At 36.1% G+C, this 19,424-nt stretch carries 21 protein-coding genes; 15 read left to right on the plus strand and 6 right to left on the minus strand.

The annotated features are described in order from the left end of the window. The 5 genes from GZA11_RS03380 to GZA11_RS03400 all read left to right on the plus strand — a co-directional run. A partial coding sequence (locus tag GZA11_RS03380) for an IS3 family transposase (RefSeq protein WP_163182820.1) occupies nt 1-123 on the plus strand: 123 nt, incomplete at its 5' end. A gap of 157 nt (nt 124-280) precedes the next feature. After that, entirely contained in the window at nt 281-1,498 is a 1,218-nt protein-coding gene (locus GZA11_RS03385) for a metallophosphoesterase family protein (protein WP_163182886.1), read from the plus strand. A gap of 15 nt (nt 1,499-1,513) precedes the next feature. Continuing rightward, nucleotides 1,514-4,501 carry an ATP-binding protein gene (locus GZA11_RS03390; protein ID WP_163182888.1) on the plus strand — a complete coding sequence of 996 codons (2,988 nt, stop codon included), beginning with the start codon at nt 1,514-1,516 and terminating at the stop codon, nt 4,499-4,501. 53 nt (nt 4,502-4,554) lie between these two features. Further along, nucleotides 4,555-5,499, plus strand: coding sequence for a 3'-5' exoribonuclease YhaM (yhaM, locus tag GZA11_RS03395; protein WP_163182890.1), 945 nt, complete (start codon nt 4,555-4,557; stop codon nt 5,497-5,499). Between the two features lie 101 nt (nt 5,500-5,600). Further along, nucleotides 5,601-5,789: a sporulation YhaL family protein gene (locus GZA11_RS03400; protein WP_038540212.1), complete on the plus strand. Its 189-nt coding sequence runs from the start codon at nt 5,601-5,603 to the stop codon at nt 5,787-5,789. 32 nt (nt 5,790-5,821) lie between these two features. Here GZA11_RS03400 and GZA11_RS03405 read toward each other — a convergent pair whose 3' ends face one another. After that, entirely contained in the window at nt 5,822-6,688 is an 867-nt protein-coding gene (locus GZA11_RS03405; protein WP_038540214.1) for a peptidylprolyl isomerase, read from the minus strand. A 198-nt stretch (nt 6,689-6,886) separates the two neighbouring features. On the opposite strand from GZA11_RS03405, the gene GZA11_RS03410 reads away from it, so the two are divergent. Then, the gene (locus GZA11_RS03410; protein WP_038540216.1) at nt 6,887-6,979 is read left to right on the plus strand and encodes a YjcZ family sporulation protein; all 93 of its coding nucleotides are present in this window, start codon (nt 6,887-6,889) and stop codon (nt 6,977-6,979) included. An 87-nt stretch (nt 6,980-7,066) separates the two neighbouring features. Here GZA11_RS03410 and GZA11_RS03415 read toward each other — a convergent pair whose 3' ends face one another. Further along, nucleotides 7,067-7,246, minus strand: a complete 180-nt coding sequence (locus GZA11_RS03415; protein ID WP_038540219.1) for a hypothetical protein — start codon at nt 7,244-7,246, stop codon at nt 7,067-7,069. Between the two features lie 247 nt (nt 7,247-7,493). Between GZA11_RS03415 and GZA11_RS03420 the strand changes: the two genes are divergently transcribed. Then, nucleotides 7,494-7,778, plus strand: a complete 285-nt coding sequence (locus GZA11_RS03420; protein WP_081905142.1) for a DUF1878 family protein — start codon at nt 7,494-7,496, stop codon at nt 7,776-7,778. Here the strand turns inward: GZA11_RS03420 and GZA11_RS03425 are convergent, their stop codons facing one another. Then, a complete protein-coding gene (locus GZA11_RS03425) occupies nt 7,779-8,354 on the minus strand; it encodes an HTH-type transcriptional regulator Hpr (RefSeq protein WP_038540222.1) in 576 nt (191 codons plus the stop codon). A gap of 281 nt (nt 8,355-8,635) precedes the next feature. Between GZA11_RS03425 and GZA11_RS03430 the strand changes: the two genes are divergently transcribed. Continuing rightward, nucleotides 8,636-8,827, plus strand: a complete 192-nt coding sequence (locus tag GZA11_RS03430) for a hypothetical protein (RefSeq protein WP_038540225.1) — start codon at nt 8,636-8,638, stop codon at nt 8,825-8,827. A gap of 54 nt (nt 8,828-8,881) precedes the next feature. On the opposite strand, the gene GZA11_RS03435 is transcribed toward GZA11_RS03430, so the two are convergent. Beyond that, nucleotides 8,882-9,409, minus strand: a complete 528-nt coding sequence (locus GZA11_RS03435) for a tryptophan transporter (RefSeq protein WP_038540229.1) — start codon at nt 9,407-9,409, stop codon at nt 8,882-8,884. Between the two features lie 131 nt (nt 9,410-9,540). After that, nucleotides 9,541-9,960, minus strand: a complete 420-nt coding sequence (locus tag GZA11_RS03440) for an HIT family protein (protein ID WP_038540232.1) — start codon at nt 9,958-9,960, stop codon at nt 9,541-9,543. 580 nt (nt 9,961-10,540) lie between these two features. Between GZA11_RS03440 and GZA11_RS03445 the strand changes: the two genes are divergently transcribed. The 4 genes from GZA11_RS03445 (at nt 10,541) to GZA11_RS03460 (ending at nt 13,700) form a co-directional block, all read left to right on the plus strand. Further along, nucleotides 10,541-11,281 carry an ABC transporter ATP-binding protein gene (locus tag GZA11_RS03445; RefSeq protein WP_038540235.1) on the plus strand — a complete coding sequence of 247 codons (741 nt, stop codon included), beginning with the start codon at nt 10,541-10,543 and terminating at the stop codon, nt 11,279-11,281. Beyond that, on the plus strand, nt 11,274-12,485 hold the full coding sequence (locus tag GZA11_RS03450; protein ID WP_038540236.1) for an ABC transporter permease: 1,212 nt from the start codon (nt 11,274-11,276) through the stop codon (nt 12,483-12,485). Before GZA11_RS03445 ends, GZA11_RS03450 begins: the two co-directional genes overlap by 8 nt. 95 nt (nt 12,486-12,580) lie before the next feature. After that, nucleotides 12,581-13,297, plus strand: a complete 717-nt coding sequence (locus GZA11_RS03455; protein WP_038540240.1) for an EcsC family protein — start codon at nt 12,581-12,583, stop codon at nt 13,295-13,297. A gap of 193 nt (nt 13,298-13,490) precedes the next feature. Then, complete coding sequence (locus GZA11_RS03460) at nt 13,491-13,700, plus strand: hypothetical protein (protein ID WP_038540243.1); 210 nt, start codon at nt 13,491-13,493, stop codon at nt 13,698-13,700. Nucleotides 13,701-13,870: 170 nt separating this feature from the next. On the opposite strand, the gene GZA11_RS03465 is transcribed toward GZA11_RS03460, so the two are convergent. After that, complete coding sequence (locus tag GZA11_RS03465) at nt 13,871-15,265, minus strand: hypothetical protein (RefSeq protein WP_163182892.1); 1,395 nt, start codon at nt 15,263-15,265, stop codon at nt 13,871-13,873. A gap of 507 nt (nt 15,266-15,772) precedes the next feature. On the opposite strand from GZA11_RS03465, the gene hemE reads away from it, so the two are divergent. The 3 genes from hemE to hemY all read left to right on the plus strand — a co-directional run bounded on the left by hemE (nt 15,773) and on the right by hemY (nt 19,374). Then, nucleotides 15,773-16,819 (plus strand): uroporphyrinogen decarboxylase, encoded by a 1,047-nt coding sequence (gene hemE / locus GZA11_RS03470; protein ID WP_163182894.1) that lies wholly within the window; start codon nt 15,773-15,775, stop codon nt 16,817-16,819. A gap of 164 nt (nt 16,820-16,983) precedes the next feature. Further along, nucleotides 16,984-17,913: a ferrochelatase gene (hemH, locus tag GZA11_RS03475; RefSeq protein WP_163182896.1), complete on the plus strand. Its 930-nt coding sequence runs from the start codon at nt 16,984-16,986 to the stop codon at nt 17,911-17,913. A 33-nt stretch (nt 17,914-17,946) separates the two neighbouring features. After that, the gene (gene hemY, locus GZA11_RS03480) at nt 17,947-19,374 is read left to right on the plus strand and encodes a protoporphyrinogen oxidase (protein WP_163182898.1); all 1,428 of its coding nucleotides are present in this window, start codon (nt 17,947-17,949) and stop codon (nt 19,372-19,374) included. Nucleotides 19,375-19,424 lie beyond the last annotated feature (50 nt).

The raw sequence follows: 19,424 nt of genomic DNA on the forward strand, positions 1-19,424 counted from the left end.
GAAGAATTGAAAAAGAAAATCGAAAAATATATCGATTATTATAACAATGTGCGAATAAAACAAAAACTGGCTGGTATGAGTCCAGTTGAATATCGAATTCATACCAGCCAATTAATTGCATAATGAAAAACTCTAACTTTAAGGGGTCACTACCGACAAAGCCCCTTTTATTTTATGTAAAAAACTGCAAACCAGGGGGCTTTCGCTTTTCTAATCAGAACGTGCATTCGCATTTCTGACATGCTACAATAAAGAAAAGAATTCCAGAGAGGAAATATTTATGAAAAAAGTTACGTTTATCCATGCGGCAGATTTGCATTTGGACAGCCCAATGACTGGGTTGAAACATTTACCAGCAACTATTTTTTCTAGGTTGAAGGAAAGTACCTTTACTGCTCTAAAAAAACTAACCAAAACCGCTATAGATCGAAAGGTGGATTTTGTCATTTTAGCAGGTGATTTATTTGATGGAGAGGACCGCAGCCTTAGAGCCCTTTCGCGTTTTCGGGCAGAAATGAGAAGGTTGGAGGAAAATGGGATACCTGTCTATATTGTACATGGGAATCATGACCATTTAAACGGTTCATGGGTTCATTTAGACATGCCACCAAATGTTCACGTATTTCCTGGAAAAGTGGAAATAAAAAAACAGCAAACAAGAACTGGAGAGCGGGTACATCTTTATGGTTTTAGTTATCCAACCCGCCATGTTTTTGAAAAAAAAATAGTTGAATATCAAAAAGAAGAAGGAGCCGATTTTCATATCGGAATCCTTCATGGTAATGAAGCATCAGGAACCGTTCATGATAATTATGCTCCGTTTACAGTGCAGGAGTTGCAGGAAAAAGACTTTGATTATTGGGCATTAGGCCATATTCATAAGCGAGCTGTTTTAGCGGAAAACCCACCTATCGTTTACCCAGGGAATATACAAGGAAGGAATAAAAAGGAAACAGGGAGTAAGGGGTTTTATCATGTTACATTAACCGAGATGGATGCCAAATTGGAGTTTATAGAAGCAGCAGATATTTTGTGGGAGCAGGTAATGGTCGATGCTTCTACAGTGAGTCGGTTTCAAGATCTACTTCAATTATGTCATAAGGAAATGAATAAATACCGTAAAGACGATTCAGCAGCCATTTTGTCTTTTCATATAAAAAATCTTCAATTAGCTGACGATTACGAAATGAAAAATGTGGAAACCAATCTTTTGGATCTTCTACTGGAAGAGGAGAAGGATGAAGAATCATTTGTTTGGATCGCAGATATACACATCACTGAGTCACGGCAAATTGATAAGGAACAGCTAAAGAAGGAAGCGAATTTTTACGGGAATCTTTTTGAAACGATTGAGTGTTTTGAAAATGTTGATGAGGCTATCGCTTCGTTATATGAGCATCGACTGGGCAAAAAACACTTATCTCCTTTATCTGAGGATGAGAAACGAGAATTAATAGAAAGAGCAGAGAAGTTATTGCTTGATCTACTATGTAATTAAAAAGGAGGGAATGAGATGAAGATTGTTTCGATGCATATATACGGTTATGGACAATTGGAAAATATTAAAATTGACTCGCTTTCGGATTTTCAAGTTTTCTTTGGTGAAAATGAAGCGGGCAAGTCCACGCTCATGTCATTTATAAATAGTATTTTATTTGGTTTTCCGACGAAACAGCAAAATGAGCTTCGCTATGAGCCAAAGCATAGTACAAGGTATGGCGGAAATATTCGAATTTACCATGAAAAACATGGCTATGCTGTTATTGAACGTGTAAAAGGAAAAGCAGCAGGGGATGTGAAGGTTGTTCTAGATAGTGGAAAAGTTGGCGGAGAGGAACTACTAAGCTTTTTGTTGGGGAATTTTGATAAAAGTCTTTACCAGGCTATTTTTTCTTTTAATTTACAAGGATTGCAGAATATCCATCAAATGAAAGGAGAAGATTTGGGACGATTTTTGTTTTCTGCAGGTACTTTAGGTACTGAAAAACTGGCAAAGACTGAATTAGAACTACAAAAAGAGTTGGACTTGCGTTTTAAACCAGGCGGAAGGAAACCAATTTTGAATGAAAAATTACAGAAGGTTCATGAAATAAGTCAAGATTTAAAAAAGGCAGCTGCAAAACTGAAGGACTATGAAATGTTAATTCAAAAAAGAGGTCAACTTCAACAAGAAATGGCTGAAATCAATAAGCAGCTGGAGAATAAAAACATCCAAGCGGAAAAATTAAAAGAATGGAAAAGGATAGAGTCCATTGCAAAAGAAGAAAAATGGACGAAAAAAGAGTTAGAAACATTGGGGGAAATTGAATTTCCCGTCCGTGGATTGGAACGTTTAGAAAAATTAAATCAGCTTATTCTTCCACTCGAAGCGGAGCTGAAAAGCTTGTCGGAGAGGATTCGACTTGTCAGAGAAGAGGTAGGGGAACTTAATCCCGACTGTGATTTATTAAAAGAAGAACAGGTGATTTTAACATTACTTGACCAAGTCCCCTTGTACGAACAGTTGACAGTTGAAAAGGGTCAATATGAATCAAAACTGACAACAGTTCAAACGGAGCTTTCTGCTATTCAAGAAAAATTACATTTGCCACTAAATGAAGAAGAGATTCAATCTATTAATACGAATATTTCTATGAAAAACGAGGTAGTAAACCTGTCAAGGCAAGGCGAAAAGTTGGCAGATGTCAAAGAAGAGCTCGATATTTTACATCAACAGGAATTAAATGAGTTGGAAGCACTGGAAAGAGAGGTTCGGTTAACCGAAAGTCTTTGTCTTCCTGAGATTGAAAGATCTCAACTTGAGCAACAGCTCCGGAACCATGATAAAACGGCGCTCGAAGAGGAATTAAAAAACATTAAAGAACAAATCCAATTCAATCAATTATTGATTGAACAGGAAAAAGCTGCAAACGGAAAGTTGAGATTACAATTTATTACCATTGAGCTGATTTTAGTAATTCTAACCTTATATGGAATGATTTCTAAACAATGGGTTTTGTTATTTATAGGATTGGCTGGCTGTCTCATATTAGGGTTTTTTATGTTTCAAAGTTTGAAAAACGTAAAAGAAATAAAAATCTTAAACGATCTTAATAAATTAAGAGAAAAAGAAAAACAAATTATAGAAATACTCCAAACAGCCTCGTATCAGGACATTCGTTCTCTTGAAGAGAAAATAAAACTTGATGATCAGCACCGCAACAAGCTACAGATATTAAAACTAAAGTTGAAGCAACAGAAAGCGAATTATAAAAAAATCATAGTTAAATTTGAAGAATGGGAATCGGATTTTGCTAATTACAAAGAAAAGTTATCATCGATTGGTAAAGAGTTAAAAATTCCTGAACAGATGGCTAATACACTTTTACTTGAAGCATTTGAGCAAATTGAACAGTATAAAGCATTCATTCGGGAAAAAAATCAATTGATTGAAAGGATTAGTAACATTCATCAAAAACAAGCAAGACTGATGGAGGAACTTACCCATTATGGATCCCGCTACCTGTCAGAAGGGGCTCTTGATATACATAAAACCTCCTATTTATTACGAAATAAGCTCAAAACTGAAAATGAGAAGCGGATCAAAATGGAGGAAAGGAAAGCGAAGATTGCTGACCTTGTATCAGAGTACCAGCAAAAAGAAAGGGAATGGCAATCTCTGAAAATGGAACATGATCGATTGCTAAATGAGGCAAATGCAGAAACAGTATCTCAATTCTATGAATTAGGTGAGAAGGCAGAAAAACGTGCAGACCTTATTAAACGTCTTGAAAATCTCAAAAAGCAGCTACAATACTCCATTCTTTCAGAACAAGAAAGAGAAAACTTTTTAGCAATTCGTAATTGTGACGAATTAATTTCTGACTGCCAAAAAGAGATAGATTTTCTTCGTAATCAATGGAAGGAGTTGCAGGAAGAACAGGCCCGGGTTCAATACGAAATTCAAATCATTGAAGATGGAGGAATCTATTCCGATATTCTTCATCATTATAAACAGAAGAAATATGAGCTTGAGGAAATGGCAAAAGAGTGGGGGGTATATGCCCTTGCCCAAAATATTCTTACAAAAACGATTGAAAAATACAAAAATAAACATTTACCACTATTGTTGTCAAAAGCAGAGGAATTTTTGTACTTTTTAACAAATGGAAATTATTATAGGATTCACCTGCATCCTTCTGGCAGTGGGTTTTTGGTAGAAAGAAAGGACCAAACATTGTTTGAGGCGGATGAATTAAGTCAGGCAACGACCGAGCAATTGTATGTTTCTATTAGGCTTGCATTAATGGTAACAATATATCAGAACTATAAATTTCCAATTGTAATTGATGATAGCTTTGTCAATTTCGATGCAAGAAGAACAAAACTCGTTTTTAAGCTGTTACATAAACTTAAGCAAAATCAAATATTGTTTTTCACCTGTCACGAACACTTGTTATCGTTCTTTCCTAATGAGAATATTTTGAGGCTGGAAAAAGGTGCTGTTCAGATTGTTTCGTAGGGTAGAAACAGGATATGATATACTTTTACTAGGTTGAAGGGAGTGTGGAAAGGTTGACTAAAGGAATATTGCATTATGGAGTAGGAGATCAAGTTGAATTATATCTATTAATAAAAAATTCTACTAAAGGGATTGCGAGTAATGGAAAGCCGTTTTTAACGTTAATTCTTCAGGACCAAAGTGGGGAAATAGAGGCCAAGCTTTGGGATGTGAATGAAGAGGATGAAAAAACATATGCCCCACAAAGCATTGTAAAGGTTCAAGGGGATGTGCAAAATTATCGTGGCAAGAATCAGCTTAGAATCCGCCAGATTCGTAGCACTGGTCCATCCGACCAAGTGAAATTGGAAGATTTTCTGGAAACCGCTCCCTTAAGTCAGGATCAAATAGTTAGCAAACTTACACAATATATATTTGAAATGAAAAATCCAAATATCCAAAGAATTACCCGGCATTTAATTAAGAAACATCAAAAAGCCTTTCTTGAATATCCGGCAGCAACAAAAAATCATCATGAATTTGTTTCTGGCCTTGCGTACCATGTTGTTAGTATGCTGGATTTAGCCAAGGCGATCGCCAACTTGTATCCGAGTCTTGATAAAGACTTGCTCTATGCAGGTGTTATTTTGCATGATATGGGAAAGGTTATCGAATTATCCGGTCCTATTTCAACAGTATACACGCTTGAAGGAAATTTACTGGGCCATATAACAATCATGATTAATGAAATTGGTAAGGCTGCTGAAGAACTAGGCATCCATGGAGAAGAAGTTCTTATTCTGCAGCACCTTGTCCTAAGTCATCATGGAAAAGCAGAATGGGGTAGCCCAAAGCCGCCACTTATAAAAGAAGCAGAGATTCTTCACTATATTGACAATCTCGATGCAAAGATGAACATGCTGGACCGAGCATTAGAAAGGGTAAAACCTGGAGAATTCACTGAACGGATCTTTGCCTTGGATAATCGTTCATTCTATAAACCTGTCTTTCACAAATAACCCGAGATATCGGGTTATTTTTTTGTAGATGAATATTTTCATATAGATGGAATATGATGTATTAAAAAGTGGACAACCAGATAAAAAAGGGGGGGTAAAAATTGACTATACCTTTTTGGATCTATGCAGTAGTTGCCGGAATTATTGTTAGTGCATGGATGGCAATAAAAACCGGAAGAGAAGAACGGAAATTGGAAATGGAAGAAATTGAACGCGAAGGTGAAATTTATATGAAACGCATGGAAAAAGAAAAGAAGATGCGTGAAGGGATAAATGCTACGGGCGAATGAAAAAAGCGGAAGAATACTTCCGCTTTTTTATTTTACTTATCGTCTGAAGTTTCGATCTCTAGAGCATCTTTCAAATCTTTATCATTTATTTTCACGCCTGCATCTTTAAGCTCACGTTTCATCGCTTTATTGATGTCATCATTCGTAATTTTTGAAGATTTTACTTCATACTCAATTTCTTCCTTCATTTCATCGTATGACTTTTTCTCTTTTTTGTCTGTTACCTGGATAACATGGTAACCGAATTGAGTTTTAACCGGTGCACTTACTTCATTTACTTTTAATGCATAGGCAGCTTTAATAAAATCTTCATCATATTGAGCTGCATTTTGATTATTGATAGTACCCAATTCCCCGCCATTTTGAGCGGAAGCTGTATCTGTTGAGTATTCTTTTGCCACTTCATCAAATTTAGAACCGCCATCTAGCTTTTTCTTTACTTCATTGGCAGTCGCTTCATCAGCAACAAGAATATGACGTACCTTTATAGCAGGTTTATAATTTTCATAGTATTCTTTTAATTCTTTTTCTGTTACTTTAATATCCTTCATTGCTGCTTTTTCTTGCATCATGCCCACTTTCATCATTTTCTTTAAGTCCTCTTCATTTTTGTAGCCATATTGTTGAAGAGTTAATTCAAAGTTCCCACCTAAGTCTTCTTTTAATTGGTCGATTTTTTTGTTTAATTCCTCATCTGTTATTTTATATTTTTTTGAAAGGACTTTTTCGTAGACGAGCTGTTGTAAAGCCTGCTCTCCATACTTATCTTTCATAGCGTTATATAGTTCTTCTTGGGTGACATTTCCTGCTTTACTTTCTGCAATTTTCTCTGAAGAACCACACGCACTTAATGCAAGAACCCCGCCAGCAATTGAAAGGGCCAATATCCATTTCTTCATGATGAATCTCTCCTAAATAGTAAATTTGTCCACATTCTTTACTATAACATAAATGGGAACCTCTGCAAAAATTTAATCATTTACTTCCATCCTAAACATGCTAAAGCTTACTTTTCCAAAAATAAGATAAGTGCCTAGTCGCAATGGGATTCAGATGAATAGTATATCTTAGAAAATGCAAAAAGGAGGTATTGGTATATGTCAGGTGGAGGTAATTACGGTGCAGGCTTTGCACTAATTGTTGTTCTTTTCATCCTGTTAATTATCGTTGGAGCATCATGGGTATGGTGATTTAGCAAATAAAAAGCGATGAGGTTAGCCTCATCGCTTCATTTTTGTATTCATTGTTCCCTGACTGTTGCTAATTCGCATTATATTTTATGTATAAAGAATTTCAATATAGGAAGAAATGAGCAATATGGTAACGAGAACATTAATGGTGTGAAAAACTTTTTGTTGGTTCTCTTCGGGAATTTCTTTCTGAATGCAAAGCGAGCTGGTCATCTTATTAATATAAAACAATATAAAGACAGCGAAAACAATAAAAATGGAGATCATCAATGATTCCCTCCCATTTGTTAAAGTGATGTTATTAGATTACCAAAAATACCGCAAAAAAGATAGTCATTTTGATTGAATTAAAGGAGGTATATTTTCAACCTTTTAAACAAAGGGGTTTATCCAAGCATGAATAAGGTAAATAATAAAAGTATTAAATGTAGAACAGTGACAAAAAAGGGGCAGAGTAATGAACGATATGGAACTACTGATGAAAAAAATTGAATGATTAGAGTTTCATTAGAAATTGCTTTTAAAGATTGTGGATAACCCCCATTATGAATTTTATCGTCTAATTATTAAACATGGTCTTACCAAAGAGGAAATAGACTCATTCTATTTCAAGTGCAGTCAATGGAGCAAGAAAATGGAACAGCAAAAAGCGGAAGGGTATATACATTTTCATCCGCTTTTTGAAGAATTCTTATTGTTTTTGCCAAGCAAACTCGATGCTAAAAAGGGAATCCAAGCTTGTGATTCTCAAAAACTATTTGAACCGTTGTTTCAGGAATTAGCCAAATTTCTAAATTAGTTAGGCTAGCTCTTGTTTAGTTGGTACTGCTTTTTTTAATTTTCCATTCTCTTCAATTAATTCGCTTTCAATTTTATGGAAGGAACGTTCAAAAATCTCCATAAAATCATCTCCATAAATATTACGAACGATTGCCATCATTTCAATAATATCCGGAAATTTCCCATACAATTCACGAAGTGGTAAAGCACCTGAAAAAGCGGCACTTCCTTTTGGTTCGTAATTTTCCATTAAATTAAATAATACCTCTTCACCCTTCTCTGTTAGTTGGATATAGGTATTTCTCTTGTCATTCTCTTTTTTAGAAAACTTCAGCAAACCTCTCTCTTCTAATTTTTTTGAAAAATTAAAAGCTGTTGAGACATGCATAACTCCAAATCTAGCCACATCAGAAATAGATGCGCCATTTAAATGATAGGCAATCATTAGAATATGATGCTCATTAATATTTAAATCATAAGGTTTGATCCATTGCTGCCAGTCTTTTTCTATTGACTTCCATAATGCTTTACTTAATTGCGCAATTCGTTGACTAAAAAGCATCGCTTCCTTCATTGAATATTGTTTTTCTGGCATCCCCAATTCACCTACTTTTATATTACTCTATTATCATTATGCCAATAAAATAAAAATTAATAAAGGGAAATTAACAAAATTTTTAGAAATTAAATTAAAACTTTTTGCAAAAAATCCTTATTATTCATTTTATCTGGCTTAAAAATATCGATGGTTTAAACTTAAAAATAAGGATGATAATTTTCTTAAATAGCATGTCAAATTTTTCATAGGTTTGGACACTTAAACATATAAATAGTTACAACATCTACGAAATTTTGTACCTGGCAGGGGGACATGAAATGAAGAGTACAGCATTATTTTTCTATGTTGTTAGTGCTATCTTTTTATTAGGTGCTGGTAAATATTTAATGGATATGGCAAGACCCGGTGTTTTCCCGCCAAAGCAGGTGATAAAGCAGAGAGCGATCACACTGGCTGGAGGCGGAGGTATTTGTTTGTTAATCGCTTTCATTATTACTTATATATGGTAATGTTTTTAATTTAAGAAAAGAACCCAAAGGGTTCTTTTCTTAACAGTTCTGCATTTATTTTTGAATGGCGGTAGTCGTTGTTATTTTGGTTCGCTTCATAATCGATTGTGCCACAGGATACAAAATTATCATCGTAATCGTGTTAAGAGCTGCAGCCGGTAAAACGGCAACTCCAAACAGTGCTGCAAATGGTCCTGGTAGTCCTACAAGCAAATAGGCAGAAGCTAAAAAGACGGTACCGGAGATAATTGTTCCTATGGCGGTAAGAAGCGCGACGCCAAAAATGGTTTTTCCGTACTTCTTTAAAGCTAAAAATAAACCGAAAAAGACCAATGCTGTGATAGGTTTATCAATGATATTTGGAATTTGTCCTCCTGGGAAACCTGTTGTTATGGCTGATAATATTCCTGTCACGATGGACAGAAGCAACACACTCTTGATTTCAGGAATAAGCAGAATTCCTAAAAACATCATAGCCAGCATCATATCCGGTTTAATGGTTAAGAAAGCTGGCATCACCGCATGCAGAACGACTCCAATCCCTGCCAGCAGTGACAGTACAACAAGTTTTTTCGTATTCATTTCTCATCTCTCCTCTGCTCTTCTAAACAACTGATTCCCCCTACAGTGCGCTCCATGCCTGCAGCGAAGAACTAACGATATTATAACATAATAGTAACCTATTATAAAGATATAATTTTCAGACAATTATACTATAAATGTTTGCTAATATTAGCAGCCATTTCCTGAAGTTGATCTGGCGTATAATCATTTTGATTGTTCTTCCAAACGGCTCCGAAGCCATCTCCCTTACCGTATCTTGGAATTAAATGCATATGGTAATGGAATACGGTTTGTCCAGCCTGTTCACCATTGTTGTTGATAGTGTTTAGACCAACAGGTTCATATTCTGTTTTTAAAGCATTGGCGATGGCGGGAACTACTTCAAATAAATTTCTAGCAATTTCCGGTGTTAATTCAAATAGGTTTTCTTTATGTACCTTTGGAATGACAAGAGTATGGCCTTTTGTCACTTGGCTAATATCCAAAAAAGCTAATACATGTTCATTTTCAAAAACTTTTGCAGATGGAATTTCACCTTTTATTATTTTGCAAAAAATACAATCACTCATATATACAACCCAGCCTTTCATTTTATGGTTTGTATTATTTTACCATGTTCAAATAAAAAGAAAAAGGCAGGATTCGCATGGAATCCCGCCCTCGAAGGGGAACTGCTTCAACATCGACTTTCGCTTCAGGAATGTTCTTTGATAAACACCTCATTTGACAATAAAGTGTTATTATAAAGAAACATTATGGTTCAAGCTGACCATCCCCTAAGTGTTTTTATCGGTTATTCACACCTATAAAAACGGACATAGTCTGCGATAAACACCTCATTTACAATTTTTTGCAATTGACCAGTGTTATTTGAACCTAAATGGTTTTCCTGTACATTGTACATTACAACCATCCCCTTACCTGAAACGTTTTATGAAGCTTTATGAGTTGAAACGGATATTGTCTTTGACAAACACCTCATTTCAATCTTGATGAATCACTTCATCAACTAATTTCCCCTTCGAAGATTATCATGTCCCATTACGAAAGAAATATACAAAATTACATTGAAAATATGTGTTGCGGTTTTTCTGTATGTCTTCTATTTGATAAAATATATAGTAATCATGATACGGAAGGGCGTTGAGAATGTCTTTATTAACCATTGAAAATTTAGTCGGAGGATATACAAGAAATCCGGTCTTAAAAGATGTTTCATTTGAAGTAAGGGAAAAAGAAATGGTTGGGTTAATTGGATTAAATGGTGCAGGTAAGAGTACCACTATTAAACATATCATTGGATTAATGGATCCACATCGTGGAGTCATAAAGATAAAAGGAAAAACGTTTAGGGAAGATAAAGAGGCATATCGCAAATTGTTTACGTTTGTACCGGAAACACCGATATTATATGAAGAATTAACATTGGAAGAGCATTTAAAATTGACAGCAATGGCTTACGGATTAAATGAATCTACATATAAGAATCGTATCACCTCCTTACTGCAAGAATTTCGGATGGAGAAGCGCTTAAATTGGTTTCCAGCACATTTTTCTAAAGGAATGAAGCAGAAAGTCATGATTATGTGTGCCTTCTTAGTCCAGCCCTCATTATATATTGTTGATGAACCATTTGTTGGACTTGACCCGCTTGGTATTCAATCCTTGCTGGATTTAATGAAAAAAATGAAAGAAAATGGGGCAGGTATTTTAATGTCCACGCATATCCTAGCCACCGCGGAAAAATATTGTGACCGATTTGTCATTTTACATGAAGGAAAGATTCGAGCTCAAGGAACGCTTGAGGAGTTAAGGGAACAATTCTCCATGCGTGGAGCAACATTGGATGAAATATATATTCAATTAACAAAGGAAGAAAATTATGTTTGATGATAAAAAGCTTTGGAGGGACCGTATAGGGGTTCGCGTTAAAGAGCTGAATAGGTATTTACGGTATATTTTTAATGGTCACCTAGTAATTGTCCTGATTTTTTTAATTGGGAGCGGAGCTTATTATTATCAGCAATGGATTGAAACGCTTTCATCCAATTTTCCGGCTGAGATCATTATGGCCATTATCCTTGGATTATTTCTTGCTTATAGTCCGGTATATAATTATTTGCTTCATGCAGATCAAGTGTTCTTGCTGCCACTAGAGAATCAATTGAGAGGTTATTTTCGTTGGTCGAAAATAAGTAGTTTTATTTTTCAAGGATATATTCTTTTACTAGTCTTAGCGGTACTTATGCCAATGTATGTCAAGGTTAGTGGGACAAACTATCGTTTATTTTTCCCTATATTATTTCTTCTATTGGTGATAAAGGCTTGGAATTTAGCAGTTTCTTGGCATATAACTTATTTTGTTCCATCCTCTGTTCATAGGTCGGACATGATTGTTCGGTATTTTGTGAATGCGACGTTTTCGTATTTGTTACTAAAACAAGCAAATTTTCTTGTGCTATTGAGTATAGGATTTATTATGATGATTTATTATTATTTCTTCCATTCTCGAACAAAAGAAATAGGTTTAAAATGGGATTTATTGATTGAGCAGGAAGAAAAAAGAATGGCTTCGTTTTACCGGCTGGCGAACTTGTTTACAGACGTTCCGAAACTTAAGGACACAGTTAAACGAAGAAAATGGCTAGATTTATTCATTCGTGGAATTTCTTTTTCAAAAGAAAAGACATTTTTATATTTGTTTTCAAGAACCTTTTTAAGGTCTTCCGATTACTTGGGGCTATTTGTCCGTTTAACGATCATTGGATCACTCGCAATTTACTTTATTTCCTTTGGTTTAGGGCAATTATTATTGATTATATTATTTTTATATTTAACGGGTTTCCAACTGCTTCCTCTTTGGAATCATCATCAAAATAAGCTTTGGGTGGATTTATATCCAGTGGATCCAAAACATAAGCAGAACGCTTTTCAATTTTTGCTAATGGTCATAATGACGATTGAAGCAGTATTTTTTGCCTTCATGCTTTCTATTAAGGGCGAATTTCTATATGCTTTGGCTGGTTTCATTGTTGGATTGATGTTTAATTGGATATTTGTTTATTTTTATAGTAAAAATCGTTTAAAGTTCTAGAAGTCCTCATCCAGTTGGAATGGGGATTTTTTTTTTGAAACCGAAGAACTAAACTCTTCGTATTACTTTGTAAACGAAGTTGGTGGGGTGGACCAATGAATGAGTATGAATTAAAAGTATATGATGAAATTGAAGATTGGAAACGAAAAATCACCCGGCGCTCTGGGATGATGAACCGTGTTTCCAAAAAAGCACAAGAAAAAATAAACGAATTCATTCCGGAAAAGGTTCATGAGTTAATGACAGAGAGTATTAAAGGAATGGTTAAGGCGACATTATTTGGTTCTCAACTAACGACCAATAGAAAACAGGCAATCGGATTATCATTAGAGGAAAGAGATGAGCTTGTTAGGAAAAAGATCTCTAGCTTTCAGAAAACGGCCATCATTGAAGGGGCAGGAACAGGGGCAGGCGGAATCTTACTTGGCCTAGCGGATTTTCCGCTACTATTAACGATCAAAATGAAATTTTTATTTGAATCAGCCTCCATTTATGGGTTTGATACGAAAGAATATGAAGAACGTTTATTTCTATTACATGTATTTCAGCTAGCTTTTTCCAGTGATGAAATTCGTCGGAATACGTTAGTAGTAATTGAAAATTGGGAGGAGCGAAAAAAGGAGCTTGTTGAAATGGATTGGCGGAAGTTTCAACAAGAGTATCGTGATTATATAGATTTTGTTAAAATGCTGCAGCTCGTACCAGGAATTGGAGCCTTTGTTGGTGCTTATGCCAATAACAATCTTCTTAAAACTCTAGGTGAAACAGCCATGAATGCGTACCGATTACGAATCTTACAAAAAGCCCAATAAAAATCGTTAATGCTTTGTGTTTTTTTAATGGGTAGATATTTGTTCTGTACTAATATTTTGTTCTTTCTAGCTGTAATAGTGGTTTAAATATGGAATACATTATAGTATTTCGATCATAAAATGAACAATTAGGGAAATTTTGATTATAGAGGGTAAAAATTAGCTAAAAGACTATTATGGCAGGAGGGACGCAATGGAAGTCATTTTAACAAGTGTATGTTCAGCTATTATTATACTAATTACTGTATATTATATGTTAAAGGCATTCAAAATTGCTTATAAGCGAAATGAGATATCACTTCAAAAATTTATTGTTTTTTCAACTTCATCCATCATTACAGGTGTAATCGTTGCTTCTGTATTGCCATTTGGTTATCAAAAAATATATATCCTTTTCAACTAGAACTAATAAAAGATCTTCGATTAAGAAGATCTTTTATTAATATCAACAACACATTTTGTCATAAAGGCATAAAAATAGGAAAACACTTACGTATTTCTAGTCAGAATGTTAGCGCAAACATGAAGTAACAGGGTCTGAAGCGTTTTCCATGTCATTAGATTTTCTAAAAACTATATTAAAAACATGGCTATGATGGTCGTAATGACTAGGCCAATAATGACTGGTACAAGATTTCTTCTTGCCAATTCAAAAGGATCGACATTACAGATGGCTGCTGCTGGGATTAATGCCCATGGTACAAGTGTACCCCCGCCTACCCAAATGGCTGCAATTTGTCCAAGGGCAGTTAACGTAGCCGCACCTTTTCCTATAGCAACTGCAAATAGTCCGGCAACCGAGCCAGCTAGGGAGATTCCGGAGAATCCTGAACCATCAAGCCCTGTAATGGCACCAACCGTTGTAAGAGTAATGGCCCCCACTGCTTTGCTCAATGGGACGATATTGGCTAAGGCAACCCCCAAATCATTGACGATCCCTTGAGAAGTACTAGGTAAATATTCCCCAATAATTTTTGTAAACCCTGCATCTCCAAGATAGAAAAAGGCGGCAATGGGTATTACGGGTCCAAACACCTTGAAGCCAAATTGAAAACCTTCAATTAAAAATTGTGTTGTTTTTTCAAGACCTTTATCTTTATATCCGGTTAATGAGATAAATAGGAGAATGAGAATGGAGGTTCCGCCAATTAATGCGGTAGCATCCCCGCCGGTTAGATCTAGTAAAATCATTGCTGTAACATCAGCGGCAAATAATAACGGGACGAGAATGGCAAAAAATCTTTTTTGGGCAAGTGTTAAAAGAGCCTTATTTTGGGATGTATTGGCTTGAGGATCGGTATTACATGTAATCGCTTTGAATACTCCTCGCTTCATATCTCGTCTAAGGAAAAAGTATGCTGTTATAGTTGTTACCAATCCCATAATAAATACTAAAGGGACACTCGCTGAAATTACTTCATCAATTGGTAATCCTGCTGCATCCGCCGTCAATTTGGGTGCAGCTTGAATCACAAAATCACCTGATAATGCAATACCGTGGCCGAATAGGTTCATGGCCATGGCAACTCCAAGTGCTGGAAGGCCTGCACGAATAGCTACCGGTAATAAAACGGCTCCAAGTAGGGCAACCGCTGGCGATGGCCAAAAGAACCAAGAGATGATCATCATTAAGATACCAATGGTCCAATAAGCAAGTGAGGGATTGCGAATCAGTCTTTGAAACGGTGAAATCATTACATCATTTATCCCGGTGGATGTTAATGTATGACTCATTGCTACAATGATGGATATAACAAGGATCGTAGATAGTAATTCTTGAATGGCAAAGATAAAACTATTAAAAATACTACTGACTGAATGGCTAATACTACCTGTGGCTGTAATGGCAATTAAAAAGATGCCCGCAATACATACAATAGTTGTGTCACGTCTTGCGACCATAAACCCAATAATAAGGACAATGAACACAACATATATCCAATGAAGAGCGGTCAACTCTACAGTCATACTATGGACTCCTTTCTCATCCTTTTATGGATGTAATACAGAATATGAAAATAGCCCAAAAGGGTGAAAGGAGAATAGGAAAGCGGAAGCGTCCATTAGCGGAGTATGACCAGGAGGGCTCCAACTGAGATAAAGGAAATACAATGAGCCAAGAAGAGAATTGATGTGGTCTGATCGTGGGGATGACAGCGAAGATGTTAGGACGCTAAGGCGTCTATCTTTATTAAAAAAAAGAGAAAGCTATTATGTTTTTATCAAATTTATACCTTTCTCTTCTTTGGAAAACGATACTATTCAAGGTTTAGTGGATAACCGTGCAAAACACACAGAATGACAAATTTTACAAACATAAATTCGAATTTTTTATGACAGATCATACAGCTGGCTATACTTATACAAGAATAACCGATATAGTGAAACTGTCTACCTACTTGAAAGTTTTTAAATTTGCCCTTTATATATTACAATGGGAAACAGACATGTCTTTGAAAGGTGGAAATTCATTTTATGAAAAAGCAAATAAACGACACATTTTTGAGAGCTGCGCGCGGAGAGAAAACAGATTACGTTCCTGTTTGGTATATGCGTCAGGCAGGACGTTCACAACCAGAATATAGAGAGATTAAAGAAAAGTATTCTTTATTTGAAATTACTCATCAACCTGAATTATGTGCTTATGTAACACGTTTGCCTGTAGAACAGTATAACGTAGATGCAGCGATTTTATACAAAGATATTATGACACCGCTACCTGCAATGGGCGTTCATGTAGACATTAAGTCTGGTGTAGGTCCTGTGATCGACAATCCCATTCGTTCACTTGCAGATGTTGAAAAGCTTGGAGAAATTAATCCTGAAGAGGATATCCCTTTTGTTTTAGATACAATTAAACTATTGACAGAGGAGCAATTATCGGTACCATTAATTGGCTTTTCTGGTGCACCGTTTACGCTGGCTAGTTACATGATTGAAGGCGGCCCTTCCAAAAATTACAATAAAACGAAGGCATTTATGTATGCAGAGCCGAAAGCATGGTTTGCTCTAATGGATAAGCTCGGAGATATGATTATTACATATGTGAAAGCACAAATTAATGCTGGTGCGAGTGCAATTCAAATTTTTGATTCATGGGTTGGAGCGTTAAATGTAGAAGATTATCGCAATTATATTAAGCCAATTATGAATCGAATTTTTTCTGCATTAAAAGAAGAAAATGTTCCATTGATCATGTTTGGAGTGGGAGCTAGCCACCTTGCATTAGAATGGAATGATTTACCACTTGATGTCGTTGGACTAGACTGGAGACTTCCTATTAAACAGGCAAGGGAACTAGGGATTCACAAAACAATTCAAGGTAACATGGATCCAGCCATTTTGTTAGCTCCTTGGGAAGTTGTGGAGGAACGTGCCAAGGCAATTTTAGATCAAGGTATGGCTCAGGATGGTTATATCTTCAATTTAGGGCACGGCGTATTTCCATCTGTTAATCCAGAAACATTAAAGAGATTAACAGCCTTTATCCATGAATATTCTTCAATACAGAAAAAGCGTTAAAATCTGTGATTGAAGCAACTTACTTGGTAAATATTTAGGATTTTTGGCACAATATAATAAGCTGTGAAAAAAGGGGCATAAAGGAGGCATGGATGATTGCTTTATCTTTATGGCCCTGTCCCTAATTTGATAGGGAAAATGGAATTATTCAAAGAGGTGTACATATGACAAAAAAGAAAATGGGTTTGCTCGTTATGGCATACGGCACACCCTACACTTTAGATGATCTAGAACGGTACTATACTCATATTCGACATGGGCGAAAGCCAACTACCGAAATGCTGGAGGATCTCCGTAATCGTTACGAAGCAATTGGGGGAATTTCACCGCTTGCTAAAATTACCCTTGCACAAGCAGAAAAACTGGAAGAACATTTAAATAAAATTCAAAATCAGATCCAATTTAAAATGTACCTCGGATTAAAACATATTGAACCATTTATCGAGGATGCTGTTAAGCAGATGCATGAAGATGGTATTACAGAAGCCGTAAGTATTGTACTAGCACCACATTTTTCTACATTTAGCGTTAAATCTTATAATGGAAGAGCAGTACAGGAAGCAGAGAAACTCGGTGGGCCTAAAATTATAACAATTGAGAGCTGGTATAAAGAGCCGAAATTTATTAATTATTGGGCGGATCAAGTCAAAAGAATTTTTGATCGTATGCCTGAAGAAGAGAAACAAGCAGCGGTTCTTATTGTTTCTGCTCATAGTTTGCCAGAGAAAATATTGCAGTTTGGAGATCCATATCCACAAGAGCTACAGGATACAGCGACATTAATTGCTAAACAAGCGGGTGTAAAAAATTATGTGATTGGTTGGCAAAGTGCCGGCAATACGCCTGAGCCATGGTTAGGACCTGATGTACAAGATTTAACAAGAGATTTATATAATAAACATCAATATAAAGCATTTGTCTATGCACCAGTGGGATTTGTGTCTGATCATCTTGAAGTACTGTATGATAATGATATTGAATGTAAAGCTGTAACTGATGAAATTGGTGCCAGCTATTATCGCCCGGAAATGCCAAATGCCAAAGAAGAGTTTATTGATGCATTGGCGTCTGTTGTTTTAAAAGCAGTACAGTAAAGGAAACTCAGGTAACGAAAGAGGGTGACTTCCGTGGCGGAAGAAAAACAGAAAGTTGTTATCATTGGGGGAGGAATTGCCGGACTGACCTCAGCCTTCTATTTGCAAAAAAAAATAAAGGAAAATCAACTTCCGATCGATATTCAACTAATTGAAGCGTCTCACCGTCTCGGGGGGAAATTACAAACTGTCAGAAGGGACGGTTTTACGATTGAGCGGGGACCGGATTCTTTTTTAGCTAGAAAAACAAGTATGATTAGATTGGCTAAAGAGGTTGGGATGGATGATCAATTAGTCCATAACTCTACGGGTAAATCGTATGTATTGGTTAATAATAAACTTCATCCGATGCCTGGTGGATCTATCATGGGGATCCCGACGGAAATTGGCCCCTTTATCACCACTGGTCTTTTTTCAATTCCCGGTAAGCTGAGAGCTGCAGCAGATTTTCTACTTCCGCGTTCAGAAGCTGGAAAAGACCAAGCTTTGGGACAATTTTTCCGCAGAAGATTAGGTAATGAGGTCGTTGAAAATTTAATCGAACCTTTATTGTCAGGTATCTATGCAGGGGACATTGATCAACTCAGTTTAATGTCAACATTTCCCCAATTTTATGAGGTAGAACAAAAGTATCGTAGTTTAATTATTGGTATGAAAAAATCTACCCCTAATCAGGCAAAGCAGCCTGTACAAAATAAGCCGACCAAAGGGGCTTTCCTGACCTTTAAAACGGGATTACAGTCATTTGCCGAAGCAATAGAAGCAAAGCTTGATCCTCATTCTATTTTAAAAGGACATAAAGTTGAGAAGATTACAAGAATGAATAGTCAATATAGAATTTTTCTTAATAACGGAGAAGAAATGACGGCAGACTGCGTTATCGCAGCAACTCCGCACCAAATCACTCAGTCTATGTTTTCTGATTATCGTTTTTTTGATCCATTAAAAACTGTACCATCTACATCTGTTGCCACAGTTGCAATGGCTTTTCCGAAGGAAGCAATTAAGAATGATATTGATGGAACTGGATTTGTCGTATCTAGAAATAGTGATTATTCAATTACTGCATGTACTTGGACACATAAAAAGTGGGCGCATTCTACGCCAGAAGGAAAAGTGTTACTTCGCTGTTACGTAGGTAGGGCCGGTGATGAGACCATTGTCGATCTTTCCGATGATCAAATTAATAAAATTGTTCTGGATGATTTGAAGAAAACAATGGATATCACGATGAATCCCGATTTTTCGATCATTTCACGATGGAAAAATGCCATGCCACAATATACAGTAGGCCACAAACAGCGTCTTGCAACGATTTTGGAAAAAATGAAGCAAGAGCTTCCGGGTGTATTTCTGGCTGGTGCTTCTTATGGTGGAGTAGGTGTACCTGATTGTATCGATCAGGGAGAAGCTGCTGTTAAAGGAGTTTTAGAATATTTAAAGATAAAAGGGGCTGTCTAAAAAGTCCATTTAAGAGAAAAATGAACCCAAATTAAAAACCCAAGAATGTT

It is taken from the genome of Neobacillus sedimentimangrovi (genome assembly GCF_010614825.1).
Classification (GTDB): domain Bacteria; phylum Bacillota; class Bacilli; order Bacillales; family Cytobacillaceae; genus Neobacillus; species Neobacillus thermocopriae.

What these genes read in the sequence shown, in the direction of transcription:
- GZA11_RS03385 (WP_163182886.1), top strand. Translation starts at nt 281, where the DNA reads ATGAAAAAAGTTACGTTTATCCATGCGGCAGATTTGCATTTGGACAGC.
- GZA11_RS03415 (WP_038540219.1), bottom strand. Translation starts at nt 7,246, where the DNA reads ATGATCTCCATTTTTATTGTTTTCGCTGTCTTTATATTGTTTTATATT.
- GZA11_RS03410 (WP_038540216.1), top strand. Translation starts at nt 6,887, where the DNA reads ATGTCAGGTGGAGGTAATTACGGTGCAGGCTTTGCACTAATTGTTGTT.
- hemE (WP_163182894.1), top strand. Translation starts at nt 15,773, where the DNA reads ATGAAAAAGCAAATAAACGACACATTTTTGAGAGCTGCGCGCGGAGAG.
- GZA11_RS03445 (WP_038540235.1), top strand. Translation starts at nt 10,541, where the DNA reads ATGTCTTTATTAACCATTGAAAATTTAGTCGGAGGATATACAAGAAAT.
- GZA11_RS03390 (WP_163182888.1), top strand. Translation starts at nt 1,514, where the DNA reads ATGAAGATTGTTTCGATGCATATATACGGTTATGGACAATTGGAAAAT.
- GZA11_RS03405 (WP_038540214.1), bottom strand. Translation starts at nt 6,688, where the DNA reads ATGAAGAAATGGATATTGGCCCTTTCAATTGCTGGCGGGGTTCTTGCA.
- GZA11_RS03435 (WP_038540229.1), bottom strand. Translation starts at nt 9,409, where the DNA reads ATGAATACGAAAAAACTTGTTGTACTGTCACTGCTGGCAGGGATTGGA.
- GZA11_RS03455 (WP_038540240.1), top strand. Translation starts at nt 12,581, where the DNA reads ATGAATGAGTATGAATTAAAAGTATATGATGAAATTGAAGATTGGAAA.
- hemH (WP_163182896.1), top strand. Translation starts at nt 16,984, where the DNA reads ATGACAAAAAAGAAAATGGGTTTGCTCGTTATGGCATACGGCACACCC.
- GZA11_RS03460 (WP_038540243.1), top strand. Translation starts at nt 13,491, where the DNA reads ATGGAAGTCATTTTAACAAGTGTATGTTCAGCTATTATTATACTAATT.
- GZA11_RS03425 (WP_038540222.1), bottom strand. Translation starts at nt 8,354, where the DNA reads ATGCCAGAAAAACAATATTCAATGAAGGAAGCGATGCTTTTTAGTCAA.
- GZA11_RS03430 (WP_038540225.1), top strand. Translation starts at nt 8,636, where the DNA reads ATGAAGAGTACAGCATTATTTTTCTATGTTGTTAGTGCTATCTTTTTA.
- GZA11_RS03465 (WP_163182892.1), bottom strand. Translation starts at nt 15,265, where the DNA reads ATGACTGTAGAGTTGACCGCTCTTCATTGGATATATGTTGTGTTCATT.
- GZA11_RS03440 (WP_038540232.1), bottom strand. Translation starts at nt 9,960, where the DNA reads ATGAGTGATTGTATTTTTTGCAAAATAATAAAAGGTGAAATTCCATCT.
- GZA11_RS03450 (WP_038540236.1), top strand. Translation starts at nt 11,274, where the DNA reads ATGTTTGATGATAAAAAGCTTTGGAGGGACCGTATAGGGGTTCGCGTT.